Origin of the sequence: Nocardioides soli (assembly GCF_014191495.1) — a bacterium.
Classification (GTDB): Bacteria; Actinomycetota; Actinomycetes; order Propionibacteriales; family Nocardioidaceae; genus Nocardioides; species Nocardioides soli.
The window spans coordinates 842,561-855,865 of the sequence record NZ_JACHWR010000001.1; the positions used below are offsets into that span (position 1 = coordinate 842,561).

Here is a 13,305-nt window from a genome sequence, read left to right on the forward strand (position 1 = left end):
TCACGTAGTCGTGACTGAGTACGGCGTGTAACGCACGGAAGTGCCTGTCCTGCGAGGGATTCTTGGGCTTGTCGAAGGTCCAAGGAAGCCAAGCGGAAAGGCACTCCGTAGGTGAAGGTTATCCCGGCTGGTTCTGGTCTTCGTGTCGAGTGCGGGGGCGAGTCGCTGATCTCGTCGGCGGGCGCGGCGATTTTGTTGTCGACGGCCCGTGTGAGCGGGCTGGCAACGGCATTGGCGGATGGGTTGGCGCCGTGGCGCTCGAGCAGGTCGACGCACGACCCGGGCAAGACGGTGCTGGATCTGGCGGTTGCGATCGCGTTGGGTGGCGACTGCCTGGCCGACATCGGCGTGGTCCGGGCCCAGCCGGAGCTGTTCGGGTCGGTGGCCTCCGACCCGACGGTCAGCCGCCTCATCGAGGCCTTGGCTGAGCGACCTGAGGAAGCGATCGCGGCGATCCGGGCCGCTCGTGCGGTTGCTCGCGATCGAGTGTGGGCGCAGCGCACGCCCTTCGCCGATGAGGAGCAGGTGGTGGTCGATCTTGATGCCACCCTGATCGGGGCGCACTCGGAAAAGGAGGGTGCGACGCCGAACTTCAAGCGCGGGTTCGGGTTCCACCCGATGCTCGCCTTCGTCGACCACGGTCAGGGTGGCTCCGGTGAGCCGTTGGCGGCGATGCTGCGGCCGGGGAAGGCGGCCGCCAACGACGCCGCTGACCAGATCAGGGTCCTCGATGAGGCCCTCGCCCAACTCCCCGAGCACCTGCGGTCGCGGGTGCTGGTGCGTGGTGACACCGGCTCGGGGGTCCACGCGTTCGTGTGGCACGTCCACAACTTGGGTCTGGAGTACTCGGTGGGCGTCTACGGTCGTCAGCCCGTTCTCGACGCCCTCGCGGTGCTGCCGAAGCAGGCGTGGCGCAGGGCACTCGATGCCGACGGACGGCCGCGTGAGGGCGCTCAGGTCGCCGAGCTGACTCGGTGGCTGCCGACCACGTTCACGGGCTGGCCGCCCGGGATGCGGGTGATCGCCCGCCGCGAGCGGCCCCACCCAGGAGCCCAGTTGCGGATCACCGATCACGAGGGCTGGCGGATCACGGTGTTCGCCACCAACACCAAGAGCGGCCGGCTGGCTGATCTCGAGGTCACCCACCGGCTCCGGGCCCGCGCCGAGGACCGCATCCGCGCCCTGAAGGACACCGGGGCGACCAACCTCCCGCTGCAGGGGTTCGACAAGAACCAGCTCTGGCTCGAGCTGACCCAGCTCGCCGCCGAACTCATGACCTGGACCCAGGTCCTGGCCTGGCACGGACAACCAGCGCGGGTCTGGGAACCCAAACGGATCCGACTGCGACTCCTCGCGGTCGCCGGCCGGGTGATCACCACCGGCCGACGTCGGATCCTGCGCCTGTCGCGGCGATGGCCCTGGGCTGACCTCGTCCTCGGCGGACACCGCCGACTCGCCGCCCTCACCTGAACACCCGCCCAGCCCGAACGACCAGGACCTCGGAGAACCGGCAAGAGGGCCGGCGATTCACCGCGCCAGCGGCCACCAAAGCCCATCAGCTCAGCACGACACCCGATCCACCGACGTCATGAAAGATCGAGGCTAGTGGCCATCACCGGAAGTTCTTCGGGTGGCCCGCACCCCGGGCACGCACCTCGCTGCGTTGCCGTCGCTTGCTGGACGAACAAGTAGAGCCGCGCTCCGGCGCCTTGCGATGCACGCACCCCGAGCACGGGCCACCCCCGAGGAACTTCCAGCGACGACCACTAGAGTCCGCGCATGGACTCCGCGCTCACCACCGTCGCGCTCCCGGTGGCGCTTGGCATCATCATGTTCGGCCTCGGCCTGTCGCTGACCCTCGACGACTTCCGCCGGGTGGCCCGGTCACCGAAGCCGGTGGTGGTGGCCCTGGGCTGCCAGCTCCTGCTGCTGCCGGCCATCTGCTTCGCGCTGGTCAAGGCGCTCGACCTGCCGCCACTGCTGGCGATCGGCATGATGCTGCTCGCGGCGTCTCCGGGCGGCACCAGCGCGAACCTCTTCAGCCACCTCTTCCGGGGCGACGTGGCGCTGAACGTGAGCCTCACGGCCGTCAACTCGGTCATCTGCATCTTCACGCTTCCGCTGATCACCAACCTGGCGATCGACCACTACGACCAGAGCGACTCCGTCAGCCTGCAGTTCGCCAAGGTCGTCGAGGTGTTCGCGATCGTGCTCGTGCCGGTCGCGATCGGGATGCTCGTGCGCGCCAGGGCCGCGGCGTTCGCGCTCCGGATGGACCGACCGGTGCGGATCGGGTCCGCGGTGATCCTGGCGGTCCTGGTGCTCGGCATCCTCGTCGACCAGGCCGAGAACGTCGGCGACTACCTCGCCGACGTCGGCGTCGCGACCGCGCTCTTCTGCGCGATCTCGCTCGTGGTCGGGTACGTCGTGCCCAGGGCGTTCGGCGTCCGGGAGGAGCAGGCGATCGCGTCGTCGATGGAGATCGGCGTGCACAACGCGACGCTGGCGATCTACGTCGCGGTCGAGGTGCTCGACAGCACCGAGGTGTCGGTGCCGGCCGCGGTCTACTCGATCTTCATGTTCGTGTTCGCCGCGCTCTGGGGCTACGCGATCAGCAAGCGGCTGGCGCGCGCCCCTCAGCCGGCCTGACCGTCCCTCGCGCCGTCGGAACAGTGGACGGCGCACCGCCGACCCGCCGACCCACCACCCAGCGGTGGACACCCCACGGACCGCGGGTCAGAAGACGGTGGACCACCCACCGCCGACCGGCGAGGGTCGGCTCACTGCAGGATCCGCGCGACGATCGGCGCCATCCGGCGCAGCGCCCAGCCGCGGTGCGAGATCGCGTCCTTCTCCTCGCGGGGCAGCTCGGCCGTGGTCAGGCCGGGGCGGTCGTCGGCCTCGAACAGCACGTCGTACCCGAAGCCGCCGCTCCCCCGGCACTCGCGGACCACCTTGCCGGGCATCACGCCGGAGGCGCACTCCTCGCCGCCGAGCCCGTCGGCGTGCACGAAGGCCACCGCGCACATGAAGTGGGCGCTGCGACGCTCGTCGGGTACGTCCTCCAGCTGCGCGAGCAGCAGCTCGTTGTTGCGGTCGTCGCTCTTGGGGGGACCGGACCAGCGGGCCGAGAGCACGCCCGGCATCCCGTTGAGCGCGTCGACGCACAGGCCGCTGTCGTCGGCGAGCGCCGGCAGGCCGGTCGCCGCGAAGCCGGCGCGCGCCTTGAGCAGCGCGTTGCCCTCGAACGTCGCCTGGTCCTCGACCGGCTCGTCATAGCCCTCGACGTCGTCGATGCCGAGCACCTCGACCTCGGGGAGATGCTCGCGCAGGATGCGCTCCATCTCCTCGATCTTCTTGCGGTTGCGCGACGCGAGGAAGACCTTCATGACTCCAGTGCCTCGCGCTGGATGCGGGTCAGGTCGGCGCAGCCCTTCTCGGCCAGCGCGAGCAGCGCGTCGAGCTCGGCCCGGTCGAACGCCGCGCCCTCGGCCGTGCCCTGCACCTCGACGAACTTGCCGTCGCCGGTCATCACGACGTTCATGTCGGTCTCGGCGCGCACGTCCTCGACATAGGGCAGGTCGAGGCGCGGCACGCCGTCGATGATGCCCACGCTGACCGCGGCCACCGAGCCCGTGAGCGGCTCGCCGGTGAGCGCGCCGGTCGAGCGGAGGTGGGCCACGGCGTCGGCGAGCGCGACGTACGCCCCGGTGATCGCGGCGGTGCGGGTGCCGCCGTCGGCCTGGAGCACGTCGCAGTCGAGCTGGATGGTGTTCTCACCCAGCGCCCGGTAGTCGATGACCGCCCGGAGCGAGCGGCCGATCAGGCGGCTGATCTCGTGGGTGCGGCCGCCGATGCGGCCCTTGACCGACTCGCGCTCGGAGCGGGTGTTGGTGGAGGCCGGGAGCATGGCGTACTCCGCGGTCACCCAGCCCAGACCCGAGCCCTTGCGCCAGCGCGGGACGCCCTCGGAGGCCGAGGCGGCGCAGAGGACCCTGGTCCGGCCGAACTCGACCAGCACCGATCCGGCGGCGTGGTCGAGCCAGTTGCGGGTGATCGTGACCGGCCGCAGCTCGTCGTCGGCGCGGCCGTCCTCGCGGGGGGTGACAGTCATGGCACCGACCCTAGTGTCACCCCGCCCCGTCACTTCACCTCGGCCCGCAAGACCCGCCAGATGCCGATGGTGAGCGGTACGACGAGCCAGACGATCGCCGACACGACCAGCTGGGCCCACTCCTCACCCGACGTCGACCAGTCCCAGATCGCGGCTTGGGAGGACTGGAAGTCGATCCACGGGCGGAGCGTCTCGAACCACCCCATCAGCGCGCCGCCCAGCGCGAGCAGCCCGGGCAGCACCCACTTGTAGACGAAGAACACCACGATCGCGGCGGCGGTGTTGAGCAGCAGCGCCGCGAGCGCGAAGCCGCCCAGCATCGCGAGCACCTGGGTGATCAGGAACGCGAAGAAGTCCGGCCAGCCGAAGGTCCAGTCGGTGTCCCCCTGGAACAGCCCGTAGGCGAGGTTGGCGACGAAGCCGACCACGATCGAGAAGACGACGGTGGCCAAAGTCAGCAGCACGCCGACCAGCGCCTTCGCCGCGATCACCAGCGGGCGACGCGGCTCGAGCGAGAACGTCACCATCGCGCTGCGCTGGCTCCACTCCGTCGTGACGAGCATGATGCCGAGCACGGGGAGCAGGAACGACGTCAGGAACGCCGCCGTGCCCACGAAGTCGCCGAAGCTCATCGGCTCGTCCTGCGCCGCCGTCACGGAGACGGCGATCACCTCCGCCGCCAGGACCAGCAGGCCGATCGTCGCGAGCAGCCAGAAGCCGGCCCGGGTGTCGTAGGACTTGCGGAGCTCGACGCGCACCAGTCGCTGGAACGGCGTCGCCGTGGTGCCCGAGACGTCGAGGGTCGCTGCGGTCACCTCACTTCACCTCGGCGCGCAGCACCCGCAGGACGCCGATCGCGAGCGGGATCACCAGCCAGATGACGCCACTGACCGCGAAGTGCGCCCAGTCCTCGCCGCTCATCGACGCGTCGATGAGCGGCGTCTGTGCGTCGCTGAAGTCGATCCACGGTTGGAGGTCCTCGAACCACCCGATCAGCGCGGCGCCGAGGCCGAAGATCCCCGGGAGGACGAAGGAGTAGACCATGTAGAGCACGATCGCGGCCGGGGAGTTCAGTAGCAGGGCGGCGAACGCGAAGCCGGTGAGCATCCCGATGATCTGCATCAGCACGAAGGCCAGGGTCTGCAGGACGCTGAGGTCCCACACGACCGGGAAGTCCGAGAGCAGGCCGTAGAGGGCGTTGCAGATGGTGGCCAGCACCAGGGCGATGGCGACCGCCGCGACGGCCAGCCCGATGCCCACGACCAGCTTGGCGAGGATCACCAGCGGCCGGCGCGGCTCGAGCGAGAACGTGACCATCGCCGTGCGCTGGCTCCACTCGCTGGTGAGCAGCAGGATGCCGATCACCGGCAGCAGCAGGGCGATCGAGAAGTTCGTCGAGGTCAGGAAGTCGTTGTACGAGACGGTCAGGTCCTGGGCGACCACCACGGCCAGCTGGATGACCATCACCACGCCGGTCAGGGCGGCGGTCGCGATCAACAGCCAGAGACCCGCACGGGTGTCCCAGGTCTTGCGGAGCTCGGTGCGGACCAGCCTCGAGAACGGCGTGGGCGAGGTGCCGGAGATGTCCAGGGCGTGTCCGAGGCCGGGGGCGACGGTGGAGTTCATGCTCATGATGCGACGGCCTCCCGCTGGGTCTGGGAGGTGAGCTCGAGGAAGAGGTCCTCGAGGCCGCCGTCGGCCGCACGCAGGTCGGTGAGCACGATGCCGCTCTCGAGGGCGGTGCGGCCGATCTCGACCGTCTCGGTCTCGACGCGCAGGCCCTCGCCCGCGGCCGAGACGCCGATGCCCTTTGCCTCCAGCGCCTTGGTCAGCGCCTCGTTGTCGAGGGCCGTGACGAACGACGCGGCGCCACTCGCGGCACCGGCGAGCAGGGACTTCTTGTCGCCCTGGGCGACGATCCGGCCGTGGCCGATCAGGATCATCTCGTCGGCGATCTGCTCGACCTCGTGCAGCAGGTGGCTGGAGAGGAGGACGGTGCCGCCGCGCTCGGCGTACCCCTTGAGCAGGCCGCGCATCCAGCGGATGCCGGCCGGGTCGAGGCCGTTCGCCGGCTCGTCGAGGATCAGCACGGACGGGTCCCCGAGCAGCGCGTGCGCGATGCCGAGGCGCTGCTTCATGCCGAGGGAGTAGTTGCGGAGGCGGCGCTTCGCCTCGGTCGGGGTGAGGGAGACGAGCTCGAGCATCTCGTCGACCCGCGAAGCCGGGAGGCCCATCGTGCGGGCGCCGAGCTCGAGGATCTCCCGCCCGGTGCGGCCCGCGTGCTGGGCGGACGCGTCGAGCAGCACACCGACGTGCCGGCCGGGGTTGGGGATGTCGTGGTAGTGGTGCCCACCGATCGTGACCTGCCCCGACGTCGGCGGGGTGAGGCCGACCATCACCCGCATCGTGGTCGTCTTGCCGGCGCCGTTGGGACCGAGGAAGCCGGTCACCCGCCCGGGCTGGCAGACGAAGCTGATGTCGTCGACGGCGGTGAAGCTGCCGTACTTCCGTGTGAGTCGTTCGACGGTGATCATGCCTTCACCCTGCCGCATCGAAGGGCTCGGCACATCGTCCCGCGGGCGAGACACGCGGTGACCTAAGTAGGGGGCGGGGGCCGACCGACGGCCGGTCCGGCACGGTCGGGGCCGGGCCTACCCTTGCCGCGTGGACCGCCCGCGCCCCGAGGAGTACCAGCCGCCGCTGCGGTTGTGGAGCCACCTCTGGCGCCTCTTCCTGATGCTGTTGATCAGCGCCGCCGTGTGGCTGCCCTCCTCGGAGCAGGAAGCGAAGATCTCCGACTGGTGGTGGGTCCTCGACCTCGTGCTCGGCCTCGGGTGCTTCGTGCTCGTCTTCTTCCGACGACGCCACCCGCTCGCCATCGCGGTCGTGATCGGGGCGCTGGGTGCCGTGTCGGGTACGGCGGGCGGCCCGGCCGTCCTGGCGGCCGTCTCGCTCGCGACCCGGCGCCGATGGCGCGAGATCGCGATCATCGGGTCGATCAACTTCGCGGCCGCCCAGTTCTACAGCACGGTCACGGCGAGCACCTCCGACCCGGCGTGGCTGATCCTGGTGGCGAACGCCATCGCCACCGGCGCGATGCTCGGCTGGGGCATGTACATCGGCTCGCGTCGCGAGCTGATCTGGACGCTGCGCAACCGGGCCGAGCGCGCCGAGGAGGAGCAGGAGCTGCGCGTGGCGCAGTCGCGGAGCAACGAGCGGGCCCGGATCGCCCGGGAGATGCACGACGTGCTCGCCCACCGGATCTCGCAGATCTCCATGCACGCCGGGGCCCTGGCCTACCGGGAGGACCTCAGCGCCGAGCAGATGCGTGCCAGCGCCGGCCTGATCCGCGACCGGGCACACGAGGCGCTCACCGACCTGCGCGACGTCCTCGGCGTGCTCCGCGACGACACCGGCGAGCGGCGCAGCGCCCCCCAGCCGACGTACGCGGACCTGACCTGCCTGATCGAGGAGGCCCAGGAGTCCGGCATGCGCGTCGAGCTCGAGGACCTCGTCGACCCGTCGGGGCCGGCGGTGCCCGACGCGGCCGGGCGCACCGTCTACCGGATCGTCCAGGAGGGCATGACCAACGCGCGCAAGCACGCTCCCGGAGCGCTGCTGACGATCCGCATCACCGGGACGCCCGACGACGGCATCGACGTGCAGCTGCGCAACCCGCTCGGCTTCGGCCCGACCCACACGCCCGGTGCCGGCCTCGGCCTGGTCGGGTTGACCGAGCGCGCCGAGCTGCGCGGCGGCCTCCTGGAGTCCGGGCTGGACGGCTCGACGTTCGTGCTGCACGGCTGGATACCGTGGGGGACGTGAGCAGTCCGGCGACCAAGGCCACCACGCGCGTGCTCGTGGTCGACGACGACCCGCTGGTGCGCTCCGCGCTCGGCCTGATGCTCGGCGGCCAGGCCGACCTCGAGGTCGTGGGCGAGGCGGCCGACGGCCACGAGGGGGTGAGCCTGGCCCGGAACCTGCGGCCCGACGTCGTGCTCATGGACATCCGGATGCCCCGGCTCGACGGACTCGCCGCCACCCGCGAGCTGCACACCCGCCCGGACCCGCCGCGGGTGATCGTGCTCACGACGTTCGACGCCGACGAGTACGTCGTGGAGGCGCTGGCCGCCGGCGCCGACGGCTTCCTGCTCAAGGACACGCCGCCCCCGGAGATCGTCGCCGCGATCCGCAAGGTGGTCGACGACGAGCCGATGCTCTCGCCGTCGGTCACCCGCACCCTGATCCGGCGGCTGCGCGACGAGCCGGAGGAGACCGCCAACGCGGCCGCGACCCGCGCGGCCGAGGCCGAGGCCCGGCTGGCGCTGCTCACCGACCGCGAGCGCGACGTCGCCCTCGCCGTGGGCAAGGGGCTCAGCAACGCCGAGATCGCCCGCTCCCTGCACCTGTCCGTGCCCACCGTGAAGGCGCACGTCTCGCGCCTCTTCGACAAGCTCCAGGTGACCAACCGAGTCCAGATCGCGATCTGTGTCCACGACGCTGGTCTGAGCTGAGGGCCCCGGGACTGAGCCTGCGAAGTCCCGGACCAGGCCCGAAGATTGAGGAGCGCCGACGCGAGGGCCCCGGGACTGAGCCTGCGAAGTCCCGAACCAGGCCCGAAGATTGAGGAGCGCCGGCGCAGACCGGAGCGAAGCGACGGGCTGCGCGGCGCGTCTCGAAATCCAATCGAAGTCGCGGACCACTGAACGAGACGGGCGGCCGAGAACTCGGATCGTGGTGGTTTCGAGACGGTTGCTAGCGCAACCTCCTCAACCACCGGGACGGTGCTAGCGCAACCTCCTCAACCACCGGGACGGCGCGGGCGCAACCTCCTCAACCACCGCGGCCGGTGCGGGCGCAGCCTCTTCCGCCACCGTCGCCGTCAGATCTCGTACACAGCCCCCGGCCGCGCGAGCTCGATCGGACCGTCGTACGCCGCGCGGGCCTCGGCGAGCGCGTCCTGCGGGTCGTGCCACGGCGGGATGTGGGTGAGCACGAGCCGCCGCACCCCGGCGCGGGTGGCGACCCCACCGCAGTCGGTGCCGGTCAGGTGCAGGTCGGGCGGCACCGGGTCGCCGGTGCGGAAGGACGCCTCCGCGAGCAGCAGGTCGGCGTCACGAGCGAGGTCGTCGAGCACCGGCGTCGGGCCGGTGTCGCCGGTGTAGACGAGCGTGCCGCCCCCGTTCGAGATCCGGAGTCCGTACGCCGCGACCGGGTGGGCGACGGGCACCGGCGCGACCGTGAACGGCCCGATCCGCACCGGCCCGTCCCACACGAGGAAGTCGAACTCCATGGTCATGCCCGGGTCGGTCGGCAGGTCGTAGGCGCGCGCCATCCGGTCGGCGGTGCCCTCGGGGCCCCAGACCGGGATCCGCGGCTGCGGGCCGGTCGGGTGGTACTTGCGCAGCACGTAGTAGCCACACAGGTCGAGGCAGTGGTCGGCGTGCAGGTGGCTGAGCAGCACCGCGTCGATCGCGAGCGGGTCGGCGTGGCGGTGCAGCGCGCCGAGCGCGCCGTTGCCGAGGTCGAGCAGGATCCGCCAGGTGCGGCCGTCGTGCTCCTGCTCGAGCAGGTAGCAGCTCGCGGGCGAGTCCGGCCCCGGGTAGGAGCCGGAGCAGCCGACGACGGTGAGCCGCATCGGGGCCGTCGCCGGGGCGGTCATGCGAGTCCCCCGACGAACTGGGAGGCCGCGACCATCTCGGGGCCGAGGAAGCGCCGGCCGATCGCCTCGAACTCCGCGGGCGAGCCGGTGGTGAGGAAGGTGTACGTCGGGTCGCCCCCCGGCCGCATCAGGTCGGTGGCGACCAGCATCTTGTAGACGTCCTTGGCGCACTCCTCGGCGCTGCTCACCAGCGTGACGTTGTCGCCCATGACATAGGAGATCACGCCGGTCAGCAGCGGGTAGTGGGTGCAGCCGAGGATGACGGCGTCGACGCCGGCGGAGGTGAGCGGGTCGAGGTACTCGTGGGCCACCGCGAGCAGCTCGTCCCCCCCGGTGACGCCGGCCTCGACGAAGTCGACGAATCGCGGGCACGGTCGGGTGAACAGCTCGACGTGCGGGGCGGCCGCGAACGCGTCGTCGTAGGCCATCGACTCAGCGGTCGCGCGGGTGCAGATCACGCCGATCCGGCCGGTGCGGCTGGCCGCGACGGCGCGGCGGGTGGCGGGGAGGATCACCTCGACGACGGGTACGTCGTAGCGCTCCCGCGCGTCGCGCAGCATCGCCGCACTGGCGGAGTTGCACGCGATGACCAGCGCCTTCACGCCGAGGGAGACCAGGTGGTCGAGGCACTCGAGTGCGTACTCGCGGACCTCGCCGATCGGCTTGGGGCCGTAGGGCTGGCGAGCGGTGTCGCCGACGTACACGATCGACTCGTGCGGCAGCTGGTCGATGACCGAGCGGGCGACCGTCAGGCCGCCGAAGCCGGAGTCGAAGATGCCGATCGGGGCATCCCGGCGCGCGAGCGCCGCCACGTCGGCGCTGGTCAGGTCGGACACGCAGGCAAGGCTAGAGCGTCGGACCCCCGGCGCGGTGGGCACGCGACCCAGGTCACGGGAGATGCCGATCACGGCGCCCGGAGCAGGTAGCGTCGCGGCCATGGCCCGCCGCTCCGTCCTGCTGTCCTCGTGCGCGCTGGCGCTCGCGCTGCTGGCGCCCGCGGGCGCGACCCACGCCGCGTCCCAGGCCGCGTCCCCGGGAGCGTCCCCGGGAGCGTCCCCGGGAGCGTCCGCCGCCCTCCGGGACCCGCTGCCGTCCTCGGCCGCCCGGGTACTCGCGATCTCGGTCGACGGCCTCAACCCACGCGCGTTCAAGCGGCTCGGCGCGGCCCGGACGCCGACCTTCCACCGGCTGCTGAGCGAGGGCTCCGGCACCCTCAACGCCCGCACGGAGTACGAGCAGAACGTCACCCTGCCCAACCACACCAGCATGCTGACCAGCCGCCGCATCGACGCCCGCGCCGGCGGGCACGGGGTCACCTGGGACGACGATCGGCCGTGGATGACCGTGCAGAAGGCGGCCGGTCACCCGGTCGCGTCGGTCTTCAGCGTGGTCAGCGCCGCCGGCGGCGAGAGCGCCCTGTTCAGCACCAAGGAGAAGTTCCGCCTCTACGAGCGGTCCTGGCCCTCGGGCATCGACCGCACGGCGTACGACGTCAAGCAGCGTCGCCTGGTGCGCACCGCCGTCGCGGACCTGGTCGACAACGATCGGGCGTTCACGTTCCTGCACGTGTCGCTGCCGGACCGGTTCGGGCACCTGTACGGCGGGCTGTCGCCCCAGTACCTCGCCGCGGTGCGCAAGACCGACCGCCAGCTCGGCACGCTGCTGGACACCGTCGCGGCCAACCCGACGCTGGCCGAGCACCTGACCGTCGTACTCACCGCCGACCACGGCTTCGTGCCGGGCCAGCGCACGCACTCCCCGCGCGTGCTCGCGGACTACCGGATCCCGTTCCTGGCCTGGGGCGCCGGCGTGCAGCCGGGCGACCTCTACGCACTCAACCCCGACTACCGCAACCCGCGCAAGCGGCACCTGGGGTACGCCGCGGTCCGGCAGCCGGTACGCAACGGCGACCTCGGCAACCTCGCGCTCGATCTGCTCGGGCTCGGCCCGATCCCCGGCAGCGACCTGAACGCCGACCAGGACCTCGACGTCGGCTGACCTCGGTGGTTTCGAGGCTCAGGCGCTAGCGCGCCTTCGCACCTCAACCACCGTGGTGATGGTTGAGGTGCGAGCGGAGCGAGCCTCGAAGCCACCGTGGCGATGGTTGAGGAGTGAGGCGCGCCAGCGCCGAGCCTCGAAACCCGGCAACCCGAAAGACGGCCTCGGGAGCGAGCATGCCTCTCGGCTCACGGGGTTTCGAGGCTCAGGCGCTAGCGCGCCTTCGCACCTCAACCACCGTGACGGCCTTCGCGCCTCGACCACCGTGCGATCGCTCAGGCCCAGAGCTGGCCCTCGAGGCGGTCCTCCGCCTCGTCGATGGTGCCCTCGTAGGCGCCCGTGGAGAGGTACTTCCAGCCGCCGTCGGCGACCACGAAGGCGATGTCGGCGCTCTCGCCGGCCTTGGCGGCCTTGGCGGCCTGGCCGAGCGCGGCGTGCAGGATGGCGCCGGTGGAGATGCCGGCGAAGATGCCCTCGAGCTCGAGCAGCTCACGCACCCGGCGTACGGCGTCGCGCGGGCCGACCGAGAAGCGCGCGTCGATGAGCGAGGCGTCGTACAGCTCAGGCACGAAGCCCTCGTCGAGGTTGCGCAGGCCGTAGACGAGCTCGCCGTACCTCGGCTCGGCGGCGACGATCCGCACCTCCGGCTTCGCCGACCGGAAGAACCGGCTGACGCCCATCAGGGTGCCGGTGGTGCCGAGGCCGGCCACGAAGTGGGTGATCGACGGGAGGTCGGCGAGCAGCTCGGGGCCGGTGCCTTGCTCGTGGGCGAGGGCGTTGGCGATGTTGCCGTACTGGTAGAGCATCACCCAGTCGGGGTGCTCGGCGGCGACCTGCTTCGCGACCCGGACCGCCTCGTTGGACCCGCCGGCCGCCGGGGACGACACGATCTCGGCGCCCCACATGCGGAGCAGCTGGCGTCGCTCCTCGGAGGTGTTCTCCGGCATCACGCAGACGATCCGGTAGCCCTTGAGCTTGGCGGCCATCGCGAGCGAGATGCCGGTGTTGCCGGACGTCGGCTCGAGGATCGTGCAGCCGGGACGCAGCGTGCCGTCCTTCTCGGCCTCCTCGATCATCTTCAGGGCCGGGCGGTCCTTGATCGAGCCGGTCGGGTTGCGGTCCTCGAGCTTCGCCCAGAGCCGCACGCCGGCGCCGCCGTGGTCGAACTGGGCCGACAGCCTCGGCAGCCCCACCAGCGGCGTGCCGCCGACGGAGGCGAGGAGGTTGTCGTAGCGCGGCATGACCTAGCGAGCGCCGCCCGCGACCGCGGGCAGGACGACGACCTGGTCACCGTCGCTGAGCTCGGCCTCGAGGCCGCCGATGAACCGGACGTCCTCGTCGTTGACGTAGACGTTGACGAAGCGCCGCAGGTCGGCGCCCTCGATCAGCCGCTCCTTGATGCCGGGGTGGTTGGCATCGAGGTCGTCGATCAGCGCGCTCAGGCTGGCACCGTCAGCGGTGACCGCCTTCTCGCCGCCGGTGTAGGTGCGCAGGATGGTCGGGATTCGGACCTCGATGGCCATGCTTGTGA

General features: G+C 71.3%; 14 protein-coding genes. 5 read left to right on the plus strand and 9 right to left on the minus strand.

The window, feature by feature from the left end:
• Positions 1-111 precede the first annotated feature (111 nt).
• Positions 112-1,470: an IS1380 family transposase gene (locus tag FHU40_RS04270; RefSeq protein ID WP_183590707.1), complete on the plus strand. Its 1,359-nt coding sequence runs from the start codon at positions 112-114 to the stop codon at positions 1,468-1,470.
• Between the two features lie 309 nt (positions 1,471-1,779).
• Positions 1,780-2,649, plus strand: a complete 870-nt coding sequence (locus FHU40_RS04275) for a bile acid:sodium symporter family protein (RefSeq protein ID WP_183591011.1) — start codon at positions 1,780-1,782, stop codon at positions 2,647-2,649.
• A 131-nt stretch (positions 2,650-2,780) separates the two neighbouring features.
• Here the strand turns inward: FHU40_RS04275 and rdgB are convergent, their stop codons facing one another.
• The 5 genes from rdgB to FHU40_RS04300 are packed head-to-tail and all read right to left on the minus strand — an operon-like array spanning position 2,781 to position 6,648.
• Positions 2,781-3,389, minus strand: coding sequence for an RdgB/HAM1 family non-canonical purine NTP pyrophosphatase (gene rdgB, locus FHU40_RS04280; protein ID WP_183591012.1), 609 nt, complete (start codon positions 3,387-3,389; stop codon positions 2,781-2,783).
• Positions 3,386-4,114, minus strand: a complete 729-nt coding sequence (gene rph / locus FHU40_RS04285) for a ribonuclease PH (protein WP_183591013.1) — start codon at positions 4,112-4,114, stop codon at positions 3,386-3,388. Before rph ends, rdgB begins: the two co-directional genes overlap by 4 nt.
• 29 nt (positions 4,115-4,143) lie before the next feature.
• The gene (locus FHU40_RS04290) at positions 4,144-4,929 is read right to left on the minus strand and encodes an ABC transporter permease (protein ID WP_183591014.1); all 786 of its coding nucleotides are present in this window, start codon (positions 4,927-4,929) and stop codon (positions 4,144-4,146) included.
• A gap of 1 nt (position 4,930) precedes the next feature.
• On the minus strand, positions 4,931-5,740 hold the full coding sequence (locus FHU40_RS04295; protein WP_183591015.1) for an ABC transporter permease: 810 nt from the start codon (positions 5,738-5,740) through the stop codon (positions 4,931-4,933).
• A gap of 2 nt (positions 5,741-5,742) precedes the next feature.
• The gene (locus tag FHU40_RS04300) at positions 5,743-6,648 is read right to left on the minus strand and encodes an ABC transporter ATP-binding protein (protein WP_183591016.1); all 906 of its coding nucleotides are present in this window, start codon (positions 6,646-6,648) and stop codon (positions 5,743-5,745) included.
• A 130-nt stretch (positions 6,649-6,778) separates the two neighbouring features.
• On the opposite strand from FHU40_RS04300, the gene FHU40_RS04305 reads away from it, so the two are divergent.
• On the plus strand, positions 6,779-7,939 hold the full coding sequence (locus FHU40_RS04305) for a histidine kinase (protein ID WP_183591017.1): 1,161 nt from the start codon (positions 6,779-6,781) through the stop codon (positions 7,937-7,939).
• The gene (locus FHU40_RS04310; protein WP_286674348.1) at positions 7,936-8,628 is read left to right on the plus strand and encodes a response regulator transcription factor; all 693 of its coding nucleotides are present in this window, start codon (positions 7,936-7,938) and stop codon (positions 8,626-8,628) included. The genes FHU40_RS04305 and FHU40_RS04310 overlap by 4 nt, the downstream gene beginning before the upstream one ends.
• Positions 8,629-8,996: 368 nt before the next feature.
• Here FHU40_RS04310 and FHU40_RS04315 read toward each other — a convergent pair whose 3' ends face one another.
• A complete protein-coding gene (locus FHU40_RS04315) occupies positions 8,997-9,776 on the minus strand; it encodes an MBL fold metallo-hydrolase (RefSeq protein ID WP_343057717.1) in 780 nt (259 codons plus the stop codon).
• Positions 9,773-10,612, minus strand: a complete 840-nt coding sequence (murI, locus tag FHU40_RS04320; RefSeq protein WP_252275148.1) for a glutamate racemase — start codon at positions 10,610-10,612, stop codon at positions 9,773-9,775. Before murI ends, FHU40_RS04315 begins: the two co-directional genes overlap by 4 nt.
• Positions 10,613-10,712: 100 nt before the next feature.
• Here murI and FHU40_RS04325 point away from each other — a divergent pair, with 100 nt between their 5' ends.
• Positions 10,713-11,774 carry an alkaline phosphatase family protein gene (locus tag FHU40_RS04325; RefSeq protein ID WP_183591018.1) on the plus strand — a complete coding sequence of 354 codons (1,062 nt, stop codon included), beginning with the start codon at positions 10,713-10,715 and terminating at the stop codon, positions 11,772-11,774.
• A gap of 275 nt (positions 11,775-12,049) precedes the next feature.
• On the opposite strand, the gene FHU40_RS04330 is transcribed toward FHU40_RS04325, so the two are convergent.
• Both FHU40_RS04330 and FHU40_RS04335 read right to left on the minus strand, forming a co-directional pair.
• A complete protein-coding gene (locus FHU40_RS04330; RefSeq protein WP_183591019.1) occupies positions 12,050-13,015 on the minus strand; it encodes a PLP-dependent cysteine synthase family protein in 966 nt (321 codons plus the stop codon).
• A 3-nt stretch (positions 13,016-13,018) separates the two neighbouring features.
• A complete protein-coding gene (locus tag FHU40_RS04335) occupies positions 13,019-13,297 on the minus strand; it encodes a MoaD family protein (protein WP_183591020.1) in 279 nt (92 codons plus the stop codon).
• Positions 13,298-13,305: the final 8 nt, after the last annotated feature.